This window comes from Thermodesulfovibrio hydrogeniphilus, assembly GCF_054657355.1.
The window spans coordinates 283,571-306,255 of sequence record NZ_BAAHYW010000001.1; the positions used below are offsets into that span (position 1 = coordinate 283,571).

General features: G+C 35.4%; 18 protein-coding genes, 1 tRNA gene and 1 pseudogene. 8 read left to right on the plus strand and 12 right to left on the minus strand.

The genetic code is table 11. The features are described from left to right. Nucleotides 1–142 precede the first annotated feature (142 nt). Nucleotides 143–2,827 carry a cation-translocating P-type ATPase gene (locus ACYQ3P_RS01510; protein ID WP_460176192.1) on the minus strand — a complete coding sequence of 895 codons (2,685 nt, stop codon included), beginning with the start codon at nucleotides 2,825–2,827 and terminating at the stop codon, nucleotides 143–145. A gap of 112 nt (nucleotides 2,828–2,939) precedes the next feature. On the opposite strand from ACYQ3P_RS01510, the gene scpB reads away from it, so the two are divergent. Further along, the gene (scpB, locus tag ACYQ3P_RS01515; protein WP_460176193.1) at nucleotides 2,940–3,476 is read left to right on the plus strand and encodes an SMC-Scp complex subunit ScpB; all 537 of its coding nucleotides are present in this window, start codon (nucleotides 2,940–2,942) and stop codon (nucleotides 3,474–3,476) included. A gap of 12 nt (nucleotides 3,477–3,488) precedes the next feature. Next, nucleotides 3,489–4,436: a C40 family peptidase gene (locus tag ACYQ3P_RS01520; protein WP_460176194.1), complete on the plus strand. Its 948-nt coding sequence runs from the start codon at nucleotides 3,489–3,491 to the stop codon at nucleotides 4,434–4,436. On the opposite strand, the gene ACYQ3P_RS01525 is transcribed toward ACYQ3P_RS01520, so the two are convergent. From ACYQ3P_RS01525 to ACYQ3P_RS01550, 6 genes and pseudogenes are all read right to left on the minus strand, one after another. After that, complete coding sequence (locus ACYQ3P_RS01525) at nucleotides 4,433–6,367, minus strand: molybdopterin biosynthesis protein (RefSeq protein ID WP_460176195.1); 1,935 nt, start codon at nucleotides 6,365–6,367, stop codon at nucleotides 4,433–4,435. The genes ACYQ3P_RS01520 and ACYQ3P_RS01525 overlap by 4 nt on opposite strands. After that, complete coding sequence (locus tag ACYQ3P_RS01530; protein ID WP_460176196.1) at nucleotides 6,367–7,104, minus strand: formate dehydrogenase accessory protein FdhE; 738 nt, start codon at nucleotides 7,102–7,104, stop codon at nucleotides 6,367–6,369. Before ACYQ3P_RS01530 ends, ACYQ3P_RS01525 begins: the two co-directional genes overlap by 1 nt. A gap of 14 nt (nucleotides 7,105–7,118) precedes the next feature. Continuing rightward, a complete protein-coding gene (locus tag ACYQ3P_RS01535) occupies nucleotides 7,119–8,207 on the minus strand; it encodes a cytochrome-c peroxidase (protein ID WP_460176197.1) in 1,089 nt (362 codons plus the stop codon). Further along, nucleotides 8,191–8,619, minus strand: a pseudogene (locus tag ACYQ3P_RS01540) (DsbA family protein); the annotation flags it as partial. The gene ACYQ3P_RS01535 and the pseudogene ACYQ3P_RS01540, both read right to left, overlap by 17 nt. A 12-nt stretch (nucleotides 8,620–8,631) precedes the next feature. Beyond that, the gene (locus tag ACYQ3P_RS01545) at nucleotides 8,632–8,778 is read right to left on the minus strand and encodes a hypothetical protein (RefSeq protein ID WP_460176198.1); all 147 of its coding nucleotides are present in this window, start codon (nucleotides 8,776–8,778) and stop codon (nucleotides 8,632–8,634) included. Nucleotides 8,779–9,086: 308 nt separating this feature from the next. Continuing rightward, nucleotides 9,087–9,160 (minus strand) — tRNA-Arg (locus ACYQ3P_RS01550). An 85-nt stretch (nucleotides 9,161–9,245) separates the two neighbouring features. Between ACYQ3P_RS01550 and ACYQ3P_RS01555 the strand changes: the two genes are divergently transcribed. The 6 genes from ACYQ3P_RS01555 to nrfD all read left to right on the plus strand — a co-directional run bounded on the left by ACYQ3P_RS01555 (nucleotide 9,246) and on the right by nrfD (nucleotide 16,344). Then, on the plus strand, nucleotides 9,246–10,487 hold the full coding sequence (locus ACYQ3P_RS01555; protein ID WP_460176199.1) for a TolB family protein: 1,242 nt from the start codon (nucleotides 9,246–9,248) through the stop codon (nucleotides 10,485–10,487). Further along, entirely contained in the window at nucleotides 10,487–11,164 is a 678-nt protein-coding gene (gene tmcC, locus ACYQ3P_RS01560; protein WP_460176200.1) for a TmcC family electron transfer complex membrane anchor subunit, read from the plus strand. Before ACYQ3P_RS01555 ends, tmcC begins: the two co-directional genes overlap by 1 nt. A gap of 56 nt (nucleotides 11,165–11,220) precedes the next feature. Next, nucleotides 11,221–12,546, plus strand: coding sequence for a (Fe-S)-binding protein (locus ACYQ3P_RS01565; RefSeq protein ID WP_460176201.1), 1,326 nt, complete (start codon nucleotides 11,221–11,223; stop codon nucleotides 12,544–12,546). Then, nucleotides 12,543–14,093, plus strand: coding sequence for a sulfate respiration complex hexadecaheme cytochrome HmcA (gene hmcA, locus ACYQ3P_RS01570; protein ID WP_460176202.1), 1,551 nt, complete (start codon nucleotides 12,543–12,545; stop codon nucleotides 14,091–14,093). The genes ACYQ3P_RS01565 and hmcA overlap by 4 nt, the downstream gene beginning before the upstream one ends. A 129-nt stretch (nucleotides 14,094–14,222) precedes the next feature. Further along, nucleotides 14,223–15,176, plus strand: coding sequence for a 4Fe-4S dicluster domain-containing protein (locus ACYQ3P_RS01575; protein WP_460176203.1), 954 nt, complete (start codon nucleotides 14,223–14,225; stop codon nucleotides 15,174–15,176). Further along, complete coding sequence (gene nrfD, locus ACYQ3P_RS01580) at nucleotides 15,163–16,344, plus strand: NrfD/PsrC family molybdoenzyme membrane anchor subunit (protein WP_460176204.1); 1,182 nt, start codon at nucleotides 15,163–15,165, stop codon at nucleotides 16,342–16,344. The genes ACYQ3P_RS01575 and nrfD overlap by 14 nt, the downstream gene beginning before the upstream one ends. Here the strand turns inward: nrfD and ACYQ3P_RS01585 are convergent. From ACYQ3P_RS01585 to ilvB, 5 genes are read right to left on the minus strand one after another with little or no spacing between them, the layout of a single operon-like run. Next, nucleotides 16,300–17,631, minus strand: coding sequence for a hemolysin family protein (locus ACYQ3P_RS01585; protein ID WP_460176205.1), 1,332 nt, complete (start codon nucleotides 17,629–17,631; stop codon nucleotides 16,300–16,302). The genes nrfD and ACYQ3P_RS01585 overlap by 45 nt on opposite strands. A gap of 27 nt (nucleotides 17,632–17,658) precedes the next feature. Further along, nucleotides 17,659–18,741 (minus strand): isocitrate/isopropylmalate dehydrogenase family protein, encoded by a 1,083-nt coding sequence (locus tag ACYQ3P_RS01590; RefSeq protein ID WP_460176206.1) that lies wholly within the window; start codon nucleotides 18,739–18,741, stop codon nucleotides 17,659–17,661. A gap of 43 nt (nucleotides 18,742–18,784) precedes the next feature. Continuing rightward, a complete protein-coding gene (locus tag ACYQ3P_RS01595) occupies nucleotides 18,785–20,026 on the minus strand; it encodes a homocitrate synthase/isopropylmalate synthase family protein (RefSeq protein ID WP_460176207.1) in 1,242 nt (413 codons plus the stop codon). A 26-nt stretch (nucleotides 20,027–20,052) separates the two neighbouring features. Next, nucleotides 20,053–20,541 (minus strand): acetolactate synthase small subunit, encoded by a 489-nt coding sequence (gene ilvN, locus ACYQ3P_RS01600; RefSeq protein WP_460176208.1) that lies wholly within the window; start codon nucleotides 20,539–20,541, stop codon nucleotides 20,053–20,055. 9 nt (nucleotides 20,542–20,550) lie between these two features. Further along, nucleotides 20,551–22,281, minus strand: a complete 1,731-nt coding sequence (ilvB, locus tag ACYQ3P_RS01605) for a biosynthetic-type acetolactate synthase large subunit (RefSeq protein WP_460176209.1) — start codon at nucleotides 22,279–22,281, stop codon at nucleotides 20,551–20,553. Between the last annotated feature and the right edge of the window lie 404 nt (nucleotides 22,282–22,685).

The window sequence follows — 22,685 nt, forward strand, 5'->3', positions numbered from 1 at the left end:
TTTCGTCATTGCGAGCCTCACTGAAGGTGAGGTGTGGCAATCTCATAAAAATAAAATGTTTTTTTTACTCGCGATGACGTTTTAAAATCACCCAAATTAATTTATATTTATATTAAAAAAACTTTGTATAAAATTCAACTCTCTAATTGCCTCTATCCCTCTTTCGCCTTCTTATCCATTTATCTATCTCTACCACCAACACAACAGAAAGGGCTAAAGGAATAATTTTAAGCCATTCAGAAAGTAAAATAGGCTCTGTTCTAAATATCCATTGGAATAGGGGAGAATAAATAAATGCCAACTGGGCAATAGTTGAAGCAACCAGACCGAAGAATAAGAAAGGATTACTGAGTGGATTAATCCGAAAAATAGATTCATACTCAGATCTGCTGTTCCAAGCTTGGAAAAATTGGAAAAAAACCATAGTTGTTACTGCCATAGTCCTTGCCTTTTCAATGGATGCTCCTAAATGCAATTCATAAATAAATGCCACGATTGTACCTATTGATATTAATGTTCCAACTATCACTGTTCTCTCAATCAATAACCGTGACATGATACCTTTCTTTGGAGATCTTGGGGGTCTGGTTAAAACATCTTTTTCACCCGGTTCAAAGGCAAGCGCTAAAGTTTGTAGCCCATTTGTTACTAAGTTTATCCAAAGTATCTGGGCTGGAACATATGGAATGGGAAGTCCAAAGAAAATTGCCATGGCAATGGATAGTATTGATGCCAATCCTGTTGGAATAAGAAAAAATGTTACCTTTCTGATATTATCAAAAACAATCCTTCCTTCTTTCACTGCATGAAATATACTTGCAAAATTATCATCAGTAAGCACCATATCAGAGGCTTCTTTAGCAACATCTGTTCCACTTTTACCCATAGCTATTCCTATATGGGCAGCTTTCAGTGCTGCAGCGTCATTAACACCGTCACCTGTTACCGCTACAATCTCACCATGTCTCTTCAACTGCTCAACAATTCTGAATTTATGTTGGGGAGAAACTCTCGCATACACTGATACTTCTTTTACCTTTTGAAAAAGCTCTTCATCGCTCATCTTCTCAAGCTCTTTACCAGTAAGAACCTTAGATTTTTCATCTGAAATTCCAAGCATCTGTCCTATTGCTTTAGCAGTAACTGCATGGTCTCCTGTTATCATTATTACTCTTATTCCTGCCCTCTTACATCCATTTATTGCTTCAATTACTTCTGGACGAGGAGGATCAATCATACCTTGAAGTCCTGCAAAAATTAGTCCCGTAATTGTATCACATTTTTCAATTTCCTTGCATGAGATTTCTTCTACATCCTCCGATACCTCTCTATATGCAAATGCTAAAACCCTTAAACCTTTCTTTGCAAAATTTTCAGAAATTTCGTAAACTTTTTCATTGTCCAAAGCTTTTCCGTATGAGTCTTTTATACATAACGGAAGAAGCCTCTCAGGTGCTCCCTTTAAAAATAGATATTTTTTACCTCTGTAAGAATGCAAAGTTGCCATATAGCCCCTCTCAGATTCAAATGGAATTATTGCTACCTGCCTGTATTTTTCCTTTTCCTCTTCAGGATTTAATCCTGCCTTCATTGCAGAGACAATTAAAGCTCCTTCGGTTGGGTCTCCTTGAACTTTATAATCACCGTTTTCTTTGTAAAGAGATGACTCGTTACAAAGCAATCCAATTCTCAAAACCTCAATCAACTCCTTATGTTTTAATGGCTCAATTGGTATTCCATTGTTAAGGATTTTGCCTTTTGGCTCATATCCACTTCCTTCAACCTCGTATATATTTTTTCCATCAAATATTAACTTAACTGTCATTTCATTTTTAGTAAGTGTCCCTGTTTTATCCGAGCCAATTACAGTTGTGCTACCAAGTGTTTCTACTGCATGAAGTTTTCTAATAATGGCGTGATGTTTAGCCATTCTTGCCACTCCTACTGCAAGAGTTATTGTTACAACTACAGGCAATCCTTCAGGAATTGCAGCAACCGCTGCAGCCACTGCGGTCATAAACATTGTCTTTATTGACTCGCCAGCAATGAATCCAGCAATAAAAAGAAATAAACATGCCAGTAGAATTACGATTCCAATAGTGTTTGCAAACTTTGTAAACTTCTCTTGCAAAGGAGCTTTTACTGTTTCTGCTTCCTTTATGCTTTTTGCAATCTTACCAAAAACTGTATTCATTCCAGTTGCAACTACAACTCCCTTTGCTCTTCCGCTTACAACAATCGTTCCCTTAAATGCCATGTTCCTTTGGTCTCCGTATGTTAGCCCTTCTTCCTTTATTGTGTGATGATGCTTTTCAGCTGGAAGGGATTCTCCTGTAAGTATTGACTCATCAATCTTTAGCTCAACTGTATGAATTAATCTTATATCTGCGGGAACACGAATGCCAGAATACAAAACTACAACATCTCCAGGAACCAGCTCTTCACTGTTTATTTCTCTTTCAACTCCATCTCTGATTACCTTTGCCCAAGGAATCAACATCTTTTTCAAAGCTCTCATGCTTTGTTCAGCCTTGTATTCCTGAATATAACCTATTATGGCATTTAGAATAACAACTGCAAATATTACTCCTGCGTCAATGTATTCCTTCAGAAATAAAGTTATTATGCCTGCTATGATTAATATGTAAATCAAAGGACTTGTAAACTGACGCAAAAACATCTTAATTTTGCTTATTTTTTCATCTTCACCCAGTATATTTTTCCCATAAATCTTGATTCTCTTTTCAGCCTCCTCACTTGTCAAGCCCTTTTCTGTGGTATTTAATTTGCTGAAAACTTCTTTAATACTTATCCTATACCACTCCATAATACTCCCTCCATAAAAATTTACATATTCAGTATAAACGATTTGGGAATTTTTTGCCTTTATAAAATTAAATTTGCATTTTTTAATTTTGTTAGTGTATAATTTGATGTCCATGCATTTATTCAAAGACCAAATAAAGAGCATTATTGAAGCTCTATTGTTTGTCTCTGAAAAGCCTATTTCAATAAAAATTCTACAATCTCTGCTGAACATATCAGAAAGGGATATCAAAGAGATTATTCAAGAGCTTATGGATGATTATAAATTAAGAAATGGGGGAATTATAATTATAAACATTGAAGATTCCTATCAGATGGTTACAAATCCTGAATATGGAGAATGGGTAAAAATCTTTAAAAAGTTAAATAACTCTAATAAACTATCTGAGCAAGCCCTTGAAACACTTGCAATAATAGCTTACAAACAGCCAATTACAAAAGCAGAAATCGAAAAAATAAGAGGTGTTAATTCAGATTATGCAATAAAAACTCTTTTAGAAAAAAAACTCATCAAAATAGTAGGAAAAAAGGAAGTTCCTGGCAGACCTTTCATGTATGGGACTACAAAAGAATTTCTGAAGTTATTCGGCATATCAAGTTTAAAAGAATTACCAGAGTTAAGTCAGTTTGAGAAAATTAATGTTGCATGAAGGAGGTGCCGTATGAAGAAAATACAATTTCTATTTTTCATATTAATGCTTATTCCCTGCATTGTTTTTGCTGAAACATACACAGTAAAAAAGGGAGATAATATTTACAGAATTGCAAAAAAATATAATGTTTCCATTGATGATATAAAAAGGGCAAATAACTTACAAAACAATAAACTACAAGTAGGAATGAAATTAGAAATTCCTGTAAAGAATTCATCTGCAGTAAAATCCAAAGCAATTAAAAATAATACAGAGCCAGTTTATCATACAGTTAAAAAGGGTGAAAACCTTTACAGGATTGCAAAAAAATACAATGTATCTGTTGAGGAAATAAAAAGATTGAATAATCTAAGTAGCAATAACTTAAAATTAGGGCAAAAATTAGTTGTAAAAGCAGCACAAAAAACAAATTCCCAACAGGAGAATTCCACTGCAAGGGAAAATGAAAATGTTCATGTTATCAAAACTGCCAAAGTTGATATAGAAAATAAAATTGAGGAAATAGAAGAAATAAAAACTTCTGAAGATTTATCTCAGATGAGCATTACTGAAAGATTGTTGTTGTTTGCTAAAAAGATGCTTCATTTACCTTATAAATTCGGTGGAAATAGCTATACAGGACTTGACTGCTCCTTCTTTGTTAAGAAGGTTTATTCAATGGTAGGTATTGATCTGCCAAGAACTGCCAGAGAACAGTTTACTGTTGGAATTCCTGTTTCAAAGGAAGAGCTAAAACCGGGAGACCTTGTATTTTTCAAAACCTATGCAAAATTTCCATCCCATGTAGGTATTTATCTTGGCGATAATCTTTTTATACACGCATCCACAAGAGGTAAGAAAGTTACAATTGACAGCCTTGAAGCTCCTTATTACTTTCAAAGATATATAGGAGCAAAGAGAATTGTAGATATAGGCAAAGAAGAGCTTCAAAAGGCTATTGAACAGGCAGAGAATTAATTTTTATAAATTATTTTTCCCATGTCACGAACATCATAACCGCCAAGACTTATTACAGCCTTCTTAAAATCTGCGTCTTCCTTTATTACATTCAAAAGTGCCTGAATAATAGGTGATTCTATAAATTCAGCAGGAATTAAAAGGTCATATCTTTCTTCAGCAACTGGAATGAAGTCCAAATCCAATGCTTTAGCAGCAGCCAAAATCCCAAGTCCCGCATCAGCCCTTCCTGTAAGCACAGCAGATGCAACTCCCATGTGAGTGTACTCATCTTTTTCATAACCTTTTATTTGTGAAGGATTTATACCAAGTTCTCTTAAATATTTATCAAGCAAAAGCCTTGTTCCTGAGCCAGCTTGTCTGTTAATGAAAATAACATCATCACGAACAAGGTCTTCAAAATTCTTAATATTTTTGGGATTCCCTTTTTTAACTATGAATCCCTGTATTCTATAGACAAGATTTATAAGAACAACCCTTTTATCTGGCATAAGTCTCTTGATAAATGGCACATTGTACTCACCTATTGCTTCATCCAAAAGATGAGTTCCTGCCACATGGGCTTCACCTTTTTTAATTGCAGCCAAGCCTCCCATAGAGCCTACATGGGCTGATGAAAGTGTTACATCGGGATATCTTTTTCTTAGGAAATTGTACAAAACATCTAAAGTATTGTCATGACTTCCAATGCAAACAATGGTTTTGTCTATTTCATCCTTTCTTCTCCAAAGATGTACATTGACCTCCATTCCCTGTGAAAATCCCTCAGAACCGTTAGGAATAACAATGTAGCCATCAGCTCTTACAACAGACATAAGAAGTCCAGCACCACGACCCATTGGTGTAACAATATATTTTTCTCCTACTTTGCCAACCTTTACCCTTACAAATTCATCAACTCCAATTGGAGAGCTTATCTGCCTTGAAAGAATTCCCTTAAGTGTTTCTTCATTCTTTGTAGAAACTCCAAGATAAAACTCAATTAAAGGTTTTACAAAAAGGTCAAAACAAAGAAATGCTGAGACAGGATATCCTGGAATTCCTAATATAGGCTTATTTTCAATAAATCCAGCAATAAAAGGTTTTCCCGGTTTTATAGCAACTCCATTTATTATTAATTCTCCAAGTTCATTAATAACTTTATATGTAAAATCTTCTTTCCCATATCCTGAACCAGCATTGAGCAAAACTAAATCACACTCTTTAAGAGCTATTTTTACAGCATTTTTTATTTCTTCCTCATCATCCTTTGCTACAGGATATCTTTTTGCAACTGCTCCAATTTCCTCAACCAATGAACTTAAAACTGCAGAGTTGTACTCAAGTAGATGAGGTGGCTCAGGAAGTTTATCCTGAAGTGTGTCAGGGTCAACAAGTTCAGAGCCAGTTGGAATAATTCCAACAATCGGCTTTCTTCTTACTTTTATATGGGTTATTCCGCTTGCAAGCATGGCTCCAATGTCTGCAGGGCGAACAGCATGACTTTCAGGAATAATTAATTCAGTTGCAACAATATCCTCACCAATTACACGAACATCATTGTATGGTGGAACTGACGAATATATTTCTATGTAGCCTTCCCCTAAACTTACATCTTCAACAGGAATAACAGCATCAAAGTCCTCTGGAAGTGGGTCTCCAGTTTCAATCCATATTGCATCAGTACCAATTTTTAATCTTACTGGCTCTCTTTCCGTTGCTGTAAAAGTATCCCTTGCCCTTACAGCATAACCATCCATTGCAGCAGAATGGAAATATGGAGATGAGAATTTTGCGAAAACTGCCTCCGCAGTAACACGATTGAGAGAATCTCTTACATGAATTAATTCACTTTCAATAGGAAGTTTTACTCTATTTTTAAACTCACTAAAAAGTTTTTCCTTTGCATTTTTAAGAGTTAAAAGTTCATGGAAAACTTTTTTCCCAGCCATTACTCAATAATCCTCAGTCCAAGAATATTAGGGGAACGTCTTATATAGCCCTTTTTCTGAACAGCAATATCAAGAGGCAAACTTACAATATCAATTAAAAAAGGGTCTTTATATTTAATATAATGCTCTTCTTTAAAGCTTTTTATATAAGTGTTGCATTCTAAGCAGTATTCTACTCTTATTTCTTCATCATCAAGAAATATCTCTATTCTGCTTGAATTTTTATTGAAACAATGGGGACAACAGATTCTGAAGAAACTGCCTCCATGCTCACACAAAGGACATATCATTATTTTTTCATTATTTTCAGTAATCATTGCAAGAGAAGCCTCTGTTCCGCAAATAGGGCATTTTCCTGTATCCGTAAAAGGAGCTTTTTGTCCCTCTTTTCTTAAAAATACAAAGAAAGGCTTGCTCAGAACAAATAGAAGCCTTTCAACTTCATCTTTAGAAAAATCTTCACCTTGAATCTCAAGAGACCATAAGGTTTGAGGTTCTTTTATAGGGTCCTTTCCTGATTTTAAAATTTCATCTTTTAAAAATGCTATTGATTCATAAGGAGCTTGAAAAACTTCAGAAAAATTTGTTAAAACAACATCTATTAAATCTGAACTATTTTCCAGTTTTAATCTCTCTTTTTCGCTTTTACAGGTATCAGTAAATTTTCTTATTTTCTCATATAACTCAAGGGGACTCTTCAAATGAGGCTTTTCATTAATTATTTTCTCAATTTCCATAAATCCTCCTATTTTTAGGGTATTTCTGGTGGTTTTATTTTTAAGTCTTCGCCAGATAGAGCTTCAACTAAAAAAGTTTTTAAAGCTTTCTTTTCGTCCAAAGAAAGATTTAAAGGCTTTAGAGCTTTATTTCCTTGTCCTCCGCCTTTGTTAAAGAAATCAATTACTTCATCAAGTGTTTTAAATATGCCATTATGCATATATGGAGCAGTTTTTGCAACTTCCCTCAGTGTAGGAGTTTTAAAAGCCTTGTAATCTTGTTTTTTCTTAGTTTTAAAATAGCGACCTAAATCATCCTTAACATTCATGTAATCTGGAAATTTGTTTATCTTAGCTATGTATCTTCTTGTTACAATAAACTTATCTTCATTTGCATACTTTGGATTTTCCGGAACCATCAAGGCGTGGAATTTCTGATCACTTAGGTAAGGTCCGTAATGGCACTCAATGCATTTACCTTTTCCCTTGAAAATTTCCAAGCCTTTTTTGGCTTCCTCAGATAATGCATTCTTATCGCCCTTTAAATACCTGTCAATAGGAGCATTTTTAGAGATAAGTGTTCTTTCAAATGCAGCTATTGCCTTTGCAATTAATTTAATATTTACCTCTTGTCCAAAAATTTTCTTAAAAGCTTCCCTGTATTCAGGCACAATTCTAATCTCTTCCTCAACAAAATCAAGATTTTGATTCATTTCAAAGGGAGACATTACAGGGAACTCAGCCTGTTCTTCAAGAGTTTTTGCTCTTCCATCCCAGAATTGAGTTTTTGCATAGGCAGTATTGATTAAAGTCGGTGCATTTCTAAAATTTCTTGTTGTAGGATAGCTAAGAGATATTTCTGCTCCATCTGTAAATGCTTTCTCTGGGTCATGACAACTTGCACAGCTTGTTGTTCCATCACCTGAAAGGCGTCTGTCAAAGAAAAGCTTTTTGCCAAGTTCAATCTTCTCTGGAGTCATTGGATTATCTTTTGGAATTGGAGGAGGTGGCAAAGGTGCAAGCTCTTTTTTCTTTTTATCTAAAGCAAAACTGTCAATGTTTAATAACAGACATCCAGTAAATAGAATAACAAAAAAAATCCAAATGTTATTTTTTCTTAACATTTTTTAACTCCTCCATGATTATAGCTTTAAAGTAATCATAATCTCTTACTCCAAGCACTTTTAAGCCATTAATATAGAAGGCAGGAGTTACATAAAGGTCAAGGTCTTTTGCAAGTTTCAAATCTCTTTCAATAATATCTGCACCCTCAAAATTATCAATGGCTTTTGTGAATTTTTCAACATCAAGATTTAAATCCCTTGCATACTGTATGAGAGATTCTCTGTCAAGTCGTGGAGATTTTTTAATCAATAAATTATGCATTTCTTTGAATTTTCCCTGCCTCCATGCTTCAACTGCAGCCTCAGCAGCTATTCTTGCATAATCTCTGTATTTATATGGAAAGAACTTTATAACAAGCTTCACTTTTCCATTAAACTCCTCTACCAATCCATCAATGGTCGGACCGACCTCAACACAATGTGGTCATTGGTAATCTATAAACTCTACAATTACAAGCGGAGCATCTGCAGCTCCAATAAATGGTGAATTCTCTATTGGAAGATTATAACGGGGTTCTGCAAAAACACTGAACGGAATGAGTAAAATAGCTAATAAAATTAACTTTTTCATGGTTAATTCCTCCTTTTAGATAATTTTTAATCTAAACTAAGCATTTTTATGAACCTAAGTTAGCCTATATAATTGCATGGCATCCTTCCTCCTCGTCATTGCGAGGGTGTCTGAGCACCCGAAGCAATCTCATAAAAACAAAGTATAGCCTCAGAAATAAAATCTCTCGCAATGTCCATATATCTATCATACGATGACTATGAGAATCGCTCAATTTAGTTTTTAAATTAATTCAATTATAACATAATATTGCAGTTTAGATAGAGTTGAAAAAATTTTTGCAGGCAATTTGACGAGGTTTAATAAAATGCCCCCTGCAGGAATCGAACCTGCGACACCAGGTTTAGGAAACCTGTGCTCTATCCTACTGAGCTAAGGGGGCTAAAAAAATTATACCAAAAAACTTTATTTTAAATCCAAAAAAACTTGACAATGATTCTCAAAATTTTATTTAATATATACCAATAATGAAAAATTGGGACTGGCAAACAAGGGAAAAATTAATTTGCGACATTAGCAAAATAAAAAATGAATATCCTCTTATTCATGAACTACTTGTAAGTAATGATGGAGAAAAAATAGCAGCAGTTGTTGAAATTGAAGACAAGCAGGTAAAACCCTTCATTAACGGACAACATTGGGAAAATTCATTTGAAAGAGTTTGCTTTCCTCAGTTTACATCTGAAAACAGTTTTATATGTTTGGTGCTTCAAAATTATGAATGGACCTTAGCAAAGGATGATAGCGTAATTGATGGAACTTTTGATTATGCATGGAATCTTCAGTCATTAGGAAGCTCAATTGCATTTAATGTAAAAAAAGGAGACTCCTACGGCGTATTTTTAAATGGAAAAGTTTGGGAAAATTTATTTTTTGATGTAAGAGACCTTTTTATTTCACCTGATGGGCAAAGAACTGCTTCATATGTAAAAGTAAAAAATCCTCCACTTCTTGATATTTTCAGCGCAAAAGAAGGAATATGGACAATTGCTGTTGATGGAATTGCTTGGCAGAAAAGTTTTATATCAGTCTACGGATGTTGCTTTAGCCCTGACAGTAAAAAAGTTGCCTCCACTGTAAGGCTTTCTCAGCAGGAGTTTACAGTTGCAGTAGATGATGTTCTTTGGAATGAAATCTTTTTAAATGCTTGGGAACCCATTTTTATAAATGAAAACGATGTTGCAGCTCCTGTAAAAACTGAAAAAGGATGGACAGTTGCATTAAATGGTAAACAAATTTGGAATAACTTTACTCAAATATTGCACTTAAAATCCTCACCAACAGAAAAACTTGTAGGTGTAGTCGCTACAGAGTTTGGAAAATGGACAATTGCTGTTGATGGAATTGCTTGGGAAAGAACTTTTTCTCAAGCAGTGCTTCCACCATTTTTCTCCAATGATGGAAAAAAAGTTGCTGCAGTTGTAAGGGAAAATAATCAGTGGACAGTTGCCGTTGATGGAATTCCTTGGAATACAGGATTTGACAGGATATGGTCTCCACAGTTTAGTCCAGATGGACAGTATATTGTTGCAAAAGTTGAAAAAGACGGAGCTTATTTTATAGCAATTGATGGAACAATTTCAAAAGAAAATTATGAAATGCTATGGGAACCTCATATTAGCCCTGATGGAGAAAAAATACTTGTAAGATGTATAAAAGAAGGAAAATATTTGAGAAAGATTATGAAAATTAGTGAGGTTTTGGGATAATGGAGCAGTTTTTCTCTGATCCATCAGTTTATACTTTTGCTCGTGGACCAATGGTTTGGATTGCATTCCTTGTATTTTTTGCAGGTATGTGTTGGCGCATCTACTCAATACTTAAAATGGCAAAGAAAGAAAAAATCATATATCCTTATTTGAGTTTGAAATATACTTTAAGGTCTTTGCTCCATTGGCTTGTGCCTTGTGCAAGCATAAGCATGAGAAGACATCCTTGGTTTACCGCAATAACTTTTGCATTTCACATATCTTTACTTGCTGTTGCTATTTTTCTCAAAGCCCATGTAGAGCTATGGCAGGAGTCATGGAAAATCAGTTGGTGGTCTCTTCCTGTTGGCTTAGGTGACTTCATGACAGTGATAGTTCTTGTATGCTTAATATTGTTAGTTTTTAGAAGACTTACTCAAAAAGATGTAAAATTTCTTACTTCAACTTCAGACTATGTAATACTTGCAATAGTTGCTCTTCCATTTTTAACAGGATTTTTAGCTCATCATGAACTTTTACTTGAATACAAAATAATGCTTACAATACACATGTTAGCTGGAGAGCTTATGCTTATTGCAGTTCCATTTACAAAGCTTAGTCACATGTTTGTATTCTTTTTGACAAGGGCTCACACAGGAAGTGAATTTGGAGCAGTAAGACATTCAAGGGATTACTAATTTGGTGAATAGTGAATGGTGGCTCGTGGATAATGAATTAAGGAAAGAGGTAGAAAATGGAGTTTGTTAGAAAAGAAGTTACAGACATAGGAATTGATGAAACTCTTAAAAAAGTTGATGAGGCGAAAATAAAAAGAGCTATTGATTGGGTTCTTAAAAAAGAAGCTTCAGCCAGACTGAAAGTTTTTGTTGAGACATGCCTAAGATGCGGAATGTGCACAAACTCATGTCATCATTATCTTGGTCATGAGGGAGACCCAACATATGCACCTGCTGCTAAGGTAAAGCAAACTATATGGGATATGTTAGATAAAAAAGGAAATGTATCAAAGGAGGACATAAAAAAATATGCTCGAATTGCGTTCTCCGAATGTAATCTATGCCGTAGATGTGTGCAGTTTTGTCCATTTGGAATTGATATAGCATATTTAATCTCCCTTGTAAGAAGAATATGTTGTCTAATTGGTGCTGTGCCTCAGTATATTCAGGATCAGGCTCTCAGCCACATGCAGACAACTAACATGCTTTGGTTCAGGCAAGATGAATGGCTTGATACAATTCAGTGGCTTGAAGATGAATTAAGGGCAGAGATAAAGAATGCGAGGATTCCAATTGGAAAAAAAGATGCTGAAATTCTTTATCTTGCACATGGACTTGAAGCAAAATACATGACAGGACTTCTTACAAACATGGCTAAAATTATGAATGTTGCAAAGCTTGACTGGACTGTTCCTGAAACTGATGGATGGGACTATACGAACAAATCCTTTTATGCCCACGATTTTGAAACGATGGGCAAAGTTGTAAAAACCCATTATGAAGTTGCACTCAGGCTAAATGTAAAAAGAATTGTTATGGGAGAATGCGGACATGCATTCAGAACAGGTGTCTATGAGGGAGTAAGATATTTGGGATGGAAAGAAACTCCAATTCCATATATACATGGAGTTCAATTCTTTTATGAACTAATAAGAGATGGAAAAATCAAAATTGCTAAAAAAATTGAAGAACCTGTCACTATTCAAGACCCATGCAACATTGTAAGATACAGAGGAATGGGAGAAATGATTAGATTTATAGTAAAAGCAACATGCGAAAAAATTATTGAAATGACCCCAAATTATGACCACAACTACTGCTGTTCAGCTGGAGGTGGCATGATTGATGCAGGACCTTCATGGAAAATGGCAAGAATGGAGGGAGGAAAAGTAAAGGCTGAACAAATAAAGGATACAGGAGTAAAAATTGTAATAGCTCCTTGTCATACATGCCATAAGGGAATTGAAGATTTAAATGACTTTTACAAACTTGGTGTGCATGTTAAATTCCTTACAGATATAATTGCAGAAACAATGGAAATACCTGAAGAGATGAGACCATGAAAAGATTAGCTTTAATAGGAATTTTAATATTAGTGTTTGCATTTGCAACAAAAACTCTTTATTCAGTCGGAACTTTAAAGCCTCAGGAAGAAAACTTACTTGAAATAGCTCATCAAGAAATATTTGGAAAACTTGAATATGGAAAGGTAATTTTTAAACATCAAAAACATGTAGAAGCTATGGCTAAAATTCTTGGCAAGTCTCAGGAAACAGTATGCACTGAATGCCACAAAGAAAAAGAAGGAACTCTTTCATTTGATTTTGCGAGTGGTAAGACTTCCGATGAAATCAAAAACTCATATCACAGTAAATGCCTAAATTGTCATCAAAAACTCAGTGCAAAAAATATAAAAACAGGACCTGAAATCCTTTCATGCAGAGATTGTCATAAAAAAGAATATGAAAGAGCCACTGTAAAGTATCCTCAATTTGATTTTGACTTTGCACTTCATGAAAAACATGTTAAAAAACATCAAAATGACTGTAGCCTTTGCCATCACACCTATGACATAGAGGAAGAAAATAAAGAGCTTGCTTTAGTTTATGAGAAAGGAACTGAGCAATCCTGTTACTACTGCCATGATTTTAGCAAAAAAAGAGGACCTGAGCTTTCAAGGATTGTAAAAGTTGCAAAAGAAAAGAATTTAAATTTAAAGAATTCCTTTCATTTACTTTGTATTAACTGCCATGTAAGCAATAAAATTCAAGGAATTGAAGCAGGACCAATTGTTTGCTCAAAATGTCATACAGGAAAATATAAAACTTTGGATGAGCTAAAAGATGCTCAAAGACCTGAGATGGAACAACCAAAGACTGCTTTTATAACAATAGAAAATGCAAAGATGAAAGGTGTTTCATTCAATCATGAACTTCATGAAAAAAATAATAAGCACTGCAGAGACTGCCATCATGAAACATTAAAGTCCTGCAAAGAATGTCATGACATTAAAGGAAAAGAGGAAGGAGGATTTGTAAATACTGCAACTGCATATCATTCATTAAACTCTCAAGTAAGCTGTCAGGGATGCCACCAAAAAATTATAAATTCTAATAAAGACTGCACAGGATGTCATTACTTTATTTCACCCGTTAGAACTGAATTGGCAAACAGAGAAATTTGCCAGAGATGCCACACTGGCAAAAAGGAAATTGAAAAGACCTCAGAAATTGTCTTACCTAAAGAAAAATTCAAAGAAGAAGTTGTGATAAAGCACATAGAAAAAGAATTTGATCCAGTAAAAATGCCCCATTACAGAATGTCAAGAAAACTCACGGATATATCAAATACAAGCAGGCTTGCTACATATTTTCATGCGAATGGGGATACAATTTGCAGAGGATGCCATCACAAAAGCAAGGAAACTGCAGAGGCAAAACAATCTGAGCCTCCTCTTTGTGTAAACTGCCATAGCGTAAACTTTGAACCAACAAAACCAAAAAGACCAAGACTTCAGTCTTCATATCATGGAATGTGCATAAAATGTCATGAAAATATGAAAATAGAAAAACCAAAGAAATGCACAGACTGTCATGAAAGAAAGGTGTAAAAAATGCCATTAATTGAGCAAATATCATCAAGTCACGGCATTGAATATGTAGTGGCAGTGATTTCAATATTTACTTTTATAGTAATTTTTAGCATGATTTCAGAGAAAAAGAAATACTGAGGGCAAAGGATGGACAGAAGAGATTTTCTTAAAAAAGCTCTTACAGTTACTGGACTTACTCTTTTAGGTAAAAACGCTTGTGCTGAGCCATCAATATATGCAACAGGCAATTTAGCAAATAGAAAAAATTGGCAGAAATACGAAGATATAAAAAAGCAAAACATAAAAATTGATGAACCCTATGCAGTTCTTGTTGATTTGACAAAATGTATTGGGTGTCGCAGATGTGAATGGGCATGCAATGAATGGAATAAAAATCCAAACAGATCTCTTAAGGAATTTGAAGAGTCAAAAGACCAGAAATCATCGGTTTTTGACAAACTGAGAAGAACACATGCAGGACAGTTTACTGTTGTAAATAGATTTTATGTAGATGGAAATCCAGTTTATGTAAAAAAACAATGCATGCACTGCATTGATGCTGCATGCCTTTCAGCATGCTTTGTTGAGGCATTCAAAAAAACAGAACATGGAGCAGTGCTTTATAATCCATCTTTATGTGTAGGTTGCCGTTACTGCATGGTTGCTTGTCCTTTTGACATTCCAGCATACGAATACTATGATCCAATTACTCCTCAGGTAACAAAGTGTACGATGTGTTTTGACAGAATTACAGAAGGAAAACTACCTGCCTGCGTTGAAATATGCTCAGCGGATGTGATGAAAGTTGGAAAAAGAAGCGAAATATTAAAGCTTGCCTATGAGACAATTAATAATAATCCAGACAGATACATTCATCATGTCTATGGTGAGCATGAAGCAGGTGGAACAAGCTGGCTTTATATATCCCATGTTCCATTTGAAAAATTAGGATTTCCAAAACTTGACAAAACTCAAATTCCTAAACTAAGCAAAAACTTTCTTTTTACAGTAAAAGTTCTTGAGATACTCGCAGCTCCTGCATTAGTATGGGGAGCTTACTACATGATAAAAAAGAAAAAGGGAGAAAATGAGGAAGAATAGCTTTTTCAAAGAAAAAATACTTTTAGGAATGAGTTTTAAAGAATATCTATTAAAACATGCTACAGTGTCGAATTTTATTGCATTGATAATTCTTGCACTTTCCTTTTTCTCAATGGCATACAGGCTTATTTATGGACTTGGACCAGCCACAAATCTTTCTGATACTTATCCTTGGGGACTTTGGATAGCCTTTGATATCCTTGCAGGAATTGCACTTGCAGCACCAGGACTTACTGTTGGAACAGCTGTTTATCTTTTTGGAATGAAGGACTACAAAAAATTAGCAAAGCCAGCAATACTTTCAAGTCTTCTTGGATATGTTTTTGCTGTATTTGCTTTAATGTTTGACCTCGGAAGATATTACAGAGTTTTCTATGTAATTGGATGGTCATGGGGATTGGACTCAATTCTGTTTCTTATTGCATGGCATTTCTTCCTTTATATAATCATTTGCTTTATTGAATGGTCACCATCTCTTTTTGAATGGCTTGGAAGGGAAAAACTGAAAGAATTCTTCTCAAAGCTTGGTATTTGGGCAACTGTATTTGGTGTAATAATTGCAGGAGGTCATCAGTCAGCATTAGGTGGACTTTTCCTTGTAGCACCAACAAAAATTTATCCTCTCTGGTATTCTGCACTTCTTCCTTTGTTTTTCCTAATTTCAGCAATTTTTGCAGGAATTTCAATGGTAATAATTGAAAGCACCCTTGCACACAAATTTTTTAAAGACAGAATCAAAGATTTCAGTCATGAAGAGTTCAATTCAAAAATTATTGGTCTTGGAAAAGCTCTTGTTGCAGTTCTTTTTGCCTATATAATCTTAAAAATACTTGACATTGCCCATTATGAGAAATGGCATTATCTGAATACAAATTACGGTTATTGGTATCTTTTTGAAATCTTAGGTTTTGTTCTTGCTCCAGCCTTAGTTTTGATACATGCAATAAAAAATAAAAATGCAAAGCTTGTTAAATTTTCTGCTATATTTGTCATAATTGGCGTTATAATTAACAGATTTAATGTTTGTCTTATTGCTTACAACTGGTACATTCCACTTACTGAGAAATATTATCCAACTTGGATGGAAGTTGCACTTTCTGCAGGTGTTGTAACTTTAATAGTTTTATTTTACAGATTCACTGTCAGAAGAATGGCTATTTTGAGCTAAGGCAGGTTCATACTTTATTTTTAAAATCCTGTGGCCTACCATTTCAATAACTTTAAAAACTTTCCCATTTTCTCTTACTTCATCTCCAACTGCTGGAATTCTTTGGAGTTTCGTCAAAATAAAACCACCTAAAGTTTCATATTCTTCTGAATCTTCAAGTTCAATTCCGTAGTCTTCTCTCAAATCTCTTATTGATATTCCAGCATCAATAATCATGGAGCCATCAGGAAGCGTTACAGCAGGAGTTTCAAATTCATCTTCATCCCTTATCTCACCAACAAGTTCTTCAAGAATATCTTCCATTGTTACAAGTCCTGTTACAGAGCCGTATTCATCAACAACTATTGCCATGTGCGTTCTCTTTTTCTGCATTTCATTTAAAAGTATGTTGATTCTCATGGTTTCAGGAACAAACATTGGTGGTTTAAGAAGTTTTTTGACTTCCTCAATTCTGGGTTCAGGATTGTGAAAAAGAAGATTATAAAAATCCTTTGCTACCAGTATCCCTCTTACATCGTTTAAATCTCTTCCGATTACAGGATAACGGGAAAACTGTTCTTCCATAATGATTTCTTTTATCTCTTGTATACTCATATAGACACTAATTGTAACCATTTCAGGAGCTGGAACCATCACTTCTTTAACCATGATATCAGAGAAACTAAAGGCACTATGTATTAATTGACGTTCTTGAGGCTCAAATATTCCCTTTTCCTCTCCCTCTTCAATTAAAAGCTTTAACTCTTCCTGAGAAATAAAGCCTCTTTCTGAAAAAGCTTTCAATCCAAAAGGTCTTAATAGCAAGTTAGTTGTTGTTGTGAGAATTTTTACCAATACAGAAGTTATTTTTGAAAAACTGTCTATAAATCTCGCTGTTCTAAGACTTATCCATTCAGGATTTGAAAGGGCGATTGATTTGGGAACAAGTTCTCCCATCACTACAGAAATATAGGTAACTATTATTACTATGAAGGTCACTGCTAATGCCTCTGCGGAGGCTGATATGAATTTGACAGGGATAGACTCTATCAAAGGCTTGATATTTTTTATAGCAAACGCACCTGCCACAGCAGAGGCAAGACTTCCAATAAATGTAATCCCAACTTGAATTGTTGCAAGAAACCTGTCAGGATTTTCTTTAAACTTCTCTATAATCTCAGCTCCTGGCTTCTTCTCTTCAATTAGTTGGCGAAGCCTTGACCTTCTAAGTGTAACAACTCCTATTTCAGCAGCAGAAAAAATACCATTTAGAAGAATCAGAAAAAGTATAAGAAAAATTTCATTCATAATAAAATTCTATTAAAATCAAACCCGCTAATAGCTTTTTATTTTTCTTACCAAAGCCTCCGCAACCTCCTGAGTTCCAACAGGTGGATTCGGATCATTAGGATTTTTCATGTCGTATGTTACATATTTACCTTCTTCAATTATTTCCGCAACTGCTTTTTCTATCTTATTAGCTGCATCCGTCTCTCCAATATATCTGAGCATCATCACAGCGCTTAAAATAATTGCGAAGGGATTTACCTTATTAAGACCTTTGTATTTAGGAGCACTTCCATGTGTTGGTTCAAATACTGCGTATTCATCTCCAATATTGGCACCCGGTGCTAAACCAAGTCCACCAATTAATCCAGCTGCAAGGTCACTTATTATATCACCATAAAGATTTGGAAGAACGAGAACATCATAAAGCTCTGGTTTTTGAACAAGTTGCATACACATGTTATCAACTATTTTATCTTCAAATTCAATCTCAGGATAACGAGATGCAACTTCCCTTGCCACTTCAAGGAACAAACCGTCGCTAAATTTCATAATATTTGCTTTGTGAACAACAGTAACCTTTTTCCTGCCATGTTTTTTGGCATATTCAAATGCGAATCTGACGATTCTCTCTGTTCCAAAAACAGAAATTGGTTTTATGCTAATTCCAGAGTCTTGTCTAATCTTTTTCCCAGATTTTTTTTCAATGAAATCTATTAGCTCTATTGTGTCGGCTTCACCCTTTTTAAATTCAATTCCAGCATAAAGGTCCTCAGTATTTTCTCTTACTATCACAAGGTCAACATTATCATATCTTGTTCTTGCACCCTTAAAACTTTTACAAGGTCTTACGCAGGCATAAAGGTCAAGCTCCTGTCTAAGTGCTACATTTACACTTCTAAAGCCAGTTCCTACTGGAGTTGTTATAGGTCCCTTGATGGCGATTTTATTCTTTTTTATTGATTCTATTACCCTGTCTGGAAGAGGAGTTCCTTCTTTTAAATATACTTCCTCGCCAGCATTTTGAATCTCCCAATTAATTTTTACTCCTGTAGCCTCTACTACCTTAGTCATAGCCTCAGAAATTTCAGGACCTATTCCGTCTCCGGGTATCAGTGTAATCGTATACATTTCTCCTCCTTAATCTATTGTTAGTTTCATTTTATCAACTAAATTATGGTACAACAGTAAGAATCTGCCTGACAATGTCAGGATAATTTGCTATGAATTTCAACTCATCATCAGTAAGAGGTTTTTGTGTATGTAAATTTGCATATTGTACAAGTTCAAGGATTTTTCTTGCTTCTTCGTCATTGGGGAATTCAATGCCAAGTTTGCTGTAAACATATCTGAAGCCCTTAATTCCTCCGTATTCACCAGTTGTTATAATTCTTCCTGTTTCAAGTAGTTCAGGCTCGCCTCTTCCTACATCCTCAGGAGAATAAAGCTCATAATTTGAGCGATCCTTTAGAACTCCATCTGCATGAATTCCTGATTCATGGGCAAAGGCATTAGCACCAACACCGGGCTGATTTATTGGGATAGGGATGTTAAAGGCATAAGAAGCATATTTTGCAATTTTCCAAGCCATATGAAGATTTATATGTTCATCTAATGGACATTTCTCCCTTAAGCCATGTGAAAATTTCAGTGCCAATATTGTTGATACAAGATCAGCATTTCCTGCCCTCTCTCCATATCCATTAACTGTTGTATTTATATAACTTTCAACGCCTGCCTCAATCGTGCCTTGAGCTCCTGCAACTGAAACTGCTTCTGCCATTCCGAGGTCATTATGGCAGTGCATTTCAATAGGAAATTTTGTTGCAAGGGCAAGAGTGTGTATTCTTTCATATATTGTTATTGGGTCTTCACATCCAAGAGTATCGCAATATCTAAATCTATCTCCGCCCGCTTCTTTTCCAGCCAAAATAAATTCAATAAGCCTGCTTAACTCTGTACGGGAGGCATCCTCTGCATTAAAGCCTACTGTTTCTGCTCCCAGTTCTTTTGCAAGTTTAACAGCATTGTACATTCCCTTTACTATATCATCCCATGTTTTTCTGCCTTGAAATTTTCCCTGAATCATAATATCAGAGGTAGAGACTGATAAATTTAAATGTTTTATTTTGGGACAATTTTTAAATGCCAATTCTACATCCTCAGGAATAGCCCTTGCCCATCCTTCAAGATGAAGTCTCTTGATTACTCCCATTTCAGCAAGTTCAAGATTAGCGTTAATATAGTTTACCTCATGTTTTAAAGTTGGAAATCCGATTTCACTCTGATAAACCCCCATCTCATCAAGATAAAGATTTAACATAGTTTTTGAAAGCTTAGGCAACAAGATTCTTGATGTCTGAACTCCGTCTCTATTTGTTACGTCAATAATATACACCTTTTTTCTTTCTGTCATTTATCCCTCCTGTTTTTTTATTTTTTTTATTTTTTCAGTGAAATTTCTCGTTGAATGGCTACTTTACCTGTTCTGACAAAATCTTTGATACCCATTGGCTTCATTAATTCAAGAAATGCCTGTATTTTCTTTTCATCCCCTGTTATTTCAATAGTATAAGTTGTTGGTCCGGAGTCAACAACTCTTCCTCTGAATATTTCAACAGTTTTTAATACTTCAAGTCTGTTTTCTTTTTTTGGAGCAACTTTTACTAAAATCATCTCCCTTTCAACATGCTCAAGCTCTGTTAAATCTATAACCTTTATAACATCAACAAGTCTATTCAGCTGTTTTGTGATCTGTTCAATAACTCTATCATCTCCTGTTGTTACAATTGTCATTATAGCCATCTGTGGGTCAAGAGTTGGACCTACTGAGAGACTTTCAATATTGTAACCGCGTCCACTAAATAATCCTGCAATTCTTGCTAAAACTCCAAATTTATTTTCAACCAGCACAGATATTGTGTGCCTCATTTTTTCCTCCTATTTAACAGCTTTAAGTTTTCTTTCTTTTTTCTTTTCTTCAAAAATCATCTGGTCAATTGCAGCTCCGGGAGGCACCATCGGATAAACTTTTTCTTTCCAGTCAACAACAAAGTCCATAAATACAGGTTTTCTAATAGAAAGAGCCTCTTTGATAACTGGTTCAACTTCACTTGGTTTTATTGCTCTAAGTCCAACTGCACCATATGCTTCAGCTACCTTAACAAAATCTGGTGCACTGCTTAGATAAGTATGTGAATATCTTTCGTTGTAAAATATCTCCTGCCACTGTCTTACCATGCCAAGATAGCTATTATTGATAATAGCTACCTTTACGGGTAAATCGTATATTACAGCAGTTGCAAGTTCCTGTATATTCATTTGTATGCTACCATCTCCAGCAATGTCAATTACTGTCATATCAGGAAAGGCAAGCTGTGCTCCTAATGCAGCAGGAAAACCATATCCCATTGTTCCAAGACCACCAGATGTAACCCATCTTCTTGGCTTGTCAAATTTATAAAACTGAGCTGCCCACATCTGATTTTGTCCGACTTCTGTTGTAATAATAGCATCACCATGGGTTATTTCATATATCTTCTCAATAACATATTGAGGCTTAATAACTTCTGGATCAAACTCATAAGTCAGAGGTCTTTCCTTTTTCCATTGAGCTATTTGTTTTAACCAAGCTTTTCTGACCTCTTCCCACTGAGGTTTTATCTCTTCCTTAAGAATTTTGTTTAGCACTTTTAGAACTCTACTTACATCTCCAACTATCGGAATATCTACTCTTACATTTTTACGAATAGAGGTTGGATCAATATCTATGTGAATAATCTTTGCATTAGGTGCAAAGGCATCTGTTTTTCCTGTAACTCTATCATCAAATCTCATGCCAATTCCAATGATTAAATCAGCATTCTGAACAGCCATATTTGCATAGTAAGTTCCGTGCATTCCAAGCATTCCAAGAAAAAGTTCATGAGTTCCGGGGAAACTTCCAAGTCCCATCAATGTGTTTGTTACAGGAATCTGAGTAATTTCTGCAAGCTCTCTTAAATGCTCATGGGCACCAGAAATTACGCAACCTCCACCAGCAATGATTACTGGTTTCTTAGCCTTTGAAATTTCCTGTGCAGCCTTCTTTATCATGTAATAATTACCTTCGTATGTTGGATTATAGCTTCTAATTTGAATTCTCTCTGGCCATGAAAATTCAGTCTTTCCCTGTGTGACATCTTTCGGAAGATCAACAAGAACAGGACCTGGTCTGCCTGTTGTGGCTATGTAAAAAGCTTCTCTTATCTGCCAAGCAAGGTCCTTAACATCCTTGACAAGAATATTATATTTCGTACAGGGTCTTGTTATACCGACTATATCAGCTTCCTGAAAAGCATCATTTCCGATAAGAAATGTTGGAACCTGTCCGGTGAAAATAACAAGAGGTACAGAGTCCATGTATGCGGTGGCAATTCCTGTAACAGTATTAGTGGCACCAGGACCGCTTGTGACAAGCACAACTCCTGGTTTGCCTGTTACCCTTGCATATCCATCTGCAGCATGGGTTGCTCCCTGCTCATGTCTTGTTAGAATCAGTTTTATATCAGGGTCATCGTATAGAAGGTCAAATATATCAAGTATAACTCCACCGGGATAACCAAAAATGTGTTTAACTCCCTCCCTTTTCAAACATTCAATTAAAATTTCTGCCCCTTTCATCTTTCCCATAGGTTTACTCCTAATCTTTTGGTACTTAAATGATAACTTAACATAATTGTCATTTCTTTATCAAATTGTTTTGTTCAACCCTAAAATAGACATCTGTCAATGCTATTCCTAATTTGATAGCGTTATCGTGGCAATGCCCCTACACCGTCACTAAGAGCCTACCTATTGCGAGCGGAAGCGTGGCAATTTCAGAGATTGCTTCGGCATCCTTACGGATGCCTCGCAATGACGGTGTAGTGTGTCCCTGCGAGCCACTACTGCACGCTGTCACTGCGAGCCACTGCTTCACACTGTCACTGCGAGCCACTCAATGTGGCGAAGCAGTCTCTGATATTCGTAAAAAGTGAAAAGTAAGGCTTAAAAGGCAAAAGACGGGATTGCCACGCCTGCCTGTCGGCAGGCTC

Coding starts and splice junctions, on each gene's coding strand:
- ACYQ3P_RS01510 (WP_460176192.1), bottom strand. CDS start 2,827: ATGGAGTGGTATAGGATAAGTATTAAAGAAGTTTTCAGCAAATTAAAT.
- ACYQ3P_RS01535 (WP_460176197.1), bottom strand. CDS start 8,207: ATGTTAAGAAAAAATAACATTTGGATTTTTTTTGTTATTCTATTTACT.
- ACYQ3P_RS01585 (WP_460176205.1), bottom strand. CDS start 17,631: ATGAATGAAATTTTTCTTATACTTTTTCTGATTCTTCTAAATGGTATT.
- hmcA (WP_460176202.1), top strand. CDS start 12,543: ATGAAAAGATTAGCTTTAATAGGAATTTTAATATTAGTGTTTGCATTT.
- ilvN (WP_460176208.1), bottom strand. CDS start 20,541: ATGAGGCACACAATATCTGTGCTGGTTGAAAATAAATTTGGAGTTTTA.
- ACYQ3P_RS01575 (WP_460176203.1), top strand. CDS start 14,223: ATGGACAGAAGAGATTTTCTTAAAAAAGCTCTTACAGTTACTGGACTT.
- scpB (WP_460176193.1), top strand. CDS start 2,940: ATGCATTTATTCAAAGACCAAATAAAGAGCATTATTGAAGCTCTATTG.
- ACYQ3P_RS01525 (WP_460176195.1), bottom strand. CDS start 6,367: ATGGCTGGGAAAAAAGTTTTCCATGAACTTTTAACTCTTAAAAATGCA.
- ACYQ3P_RS01530 (WP_460176196.1), bottom strand. CDS start 7,104: ATGGAAATTGAGAAAATAATTAATGAAAAGCCTCATTTGAAGAGTCCC.
- ACYQ3P_RS01565 (WP_460176201.1), top strand. CDS start 11,221: ATGGAGTTTGTTAGAAAAGAAGTTACAGACATAGGAATTGATGAAACT.
- ACYQ3P_RS01590 (WP_460176206.1), bottom strand. CDS start 18,741: ATGTATACGATTACACTGATACCCGGAGACGGAATAGGTCCTGAAATT.
- ilvB (WP_460176209.1), bottom strand. CDS start 22,281: ATGGGAAAGATGAAAGGGGCAGAAATTTTAATTGAATGTTTGAAAAGG.
- ACYQ3P_RS01595 (WP_460176207.1), bottom strand. CDS start 20,026: ATGACAGAAAGAAAAAAGGTGTATATTATTGACGTAACAAATAGAGAC.
- tmcC (WP_460176200.1), top strand. CDS start 10,487: ATGGAGCAGTTTTTCTCTGATCCATCAGTTTATACTTTTGCTCGTGGA.
- ACYQ3P_RS01520 (WP_460176194.1), top strand. CDS start 3,489: ATGAAGAAAATACAATTTCTATTTTTCATATTAATGCTTATTCCCTGC.
- ACYQ3P_RS01555 (WP_460176199.1), top strand. CDS start 9,246: ATGAAAAATTGGGACTGGCAAACAAGGGAAAAATTAATTTGCGACATT.
- ACYQ3P_RS01545 (WP_460176198.1), bottom strand. CDS start 8,778: ATGAAAAAGTTAATTTTATTAGCTATTTTACTCATTCCGTTCAGTGTT.
- nrfD (WP_460176204.1), top strand. CDS start 15,163: ATGAGGAAGAATAGCTTTTTCAAAGAAAAAATACTTTTAGGAATGAGT.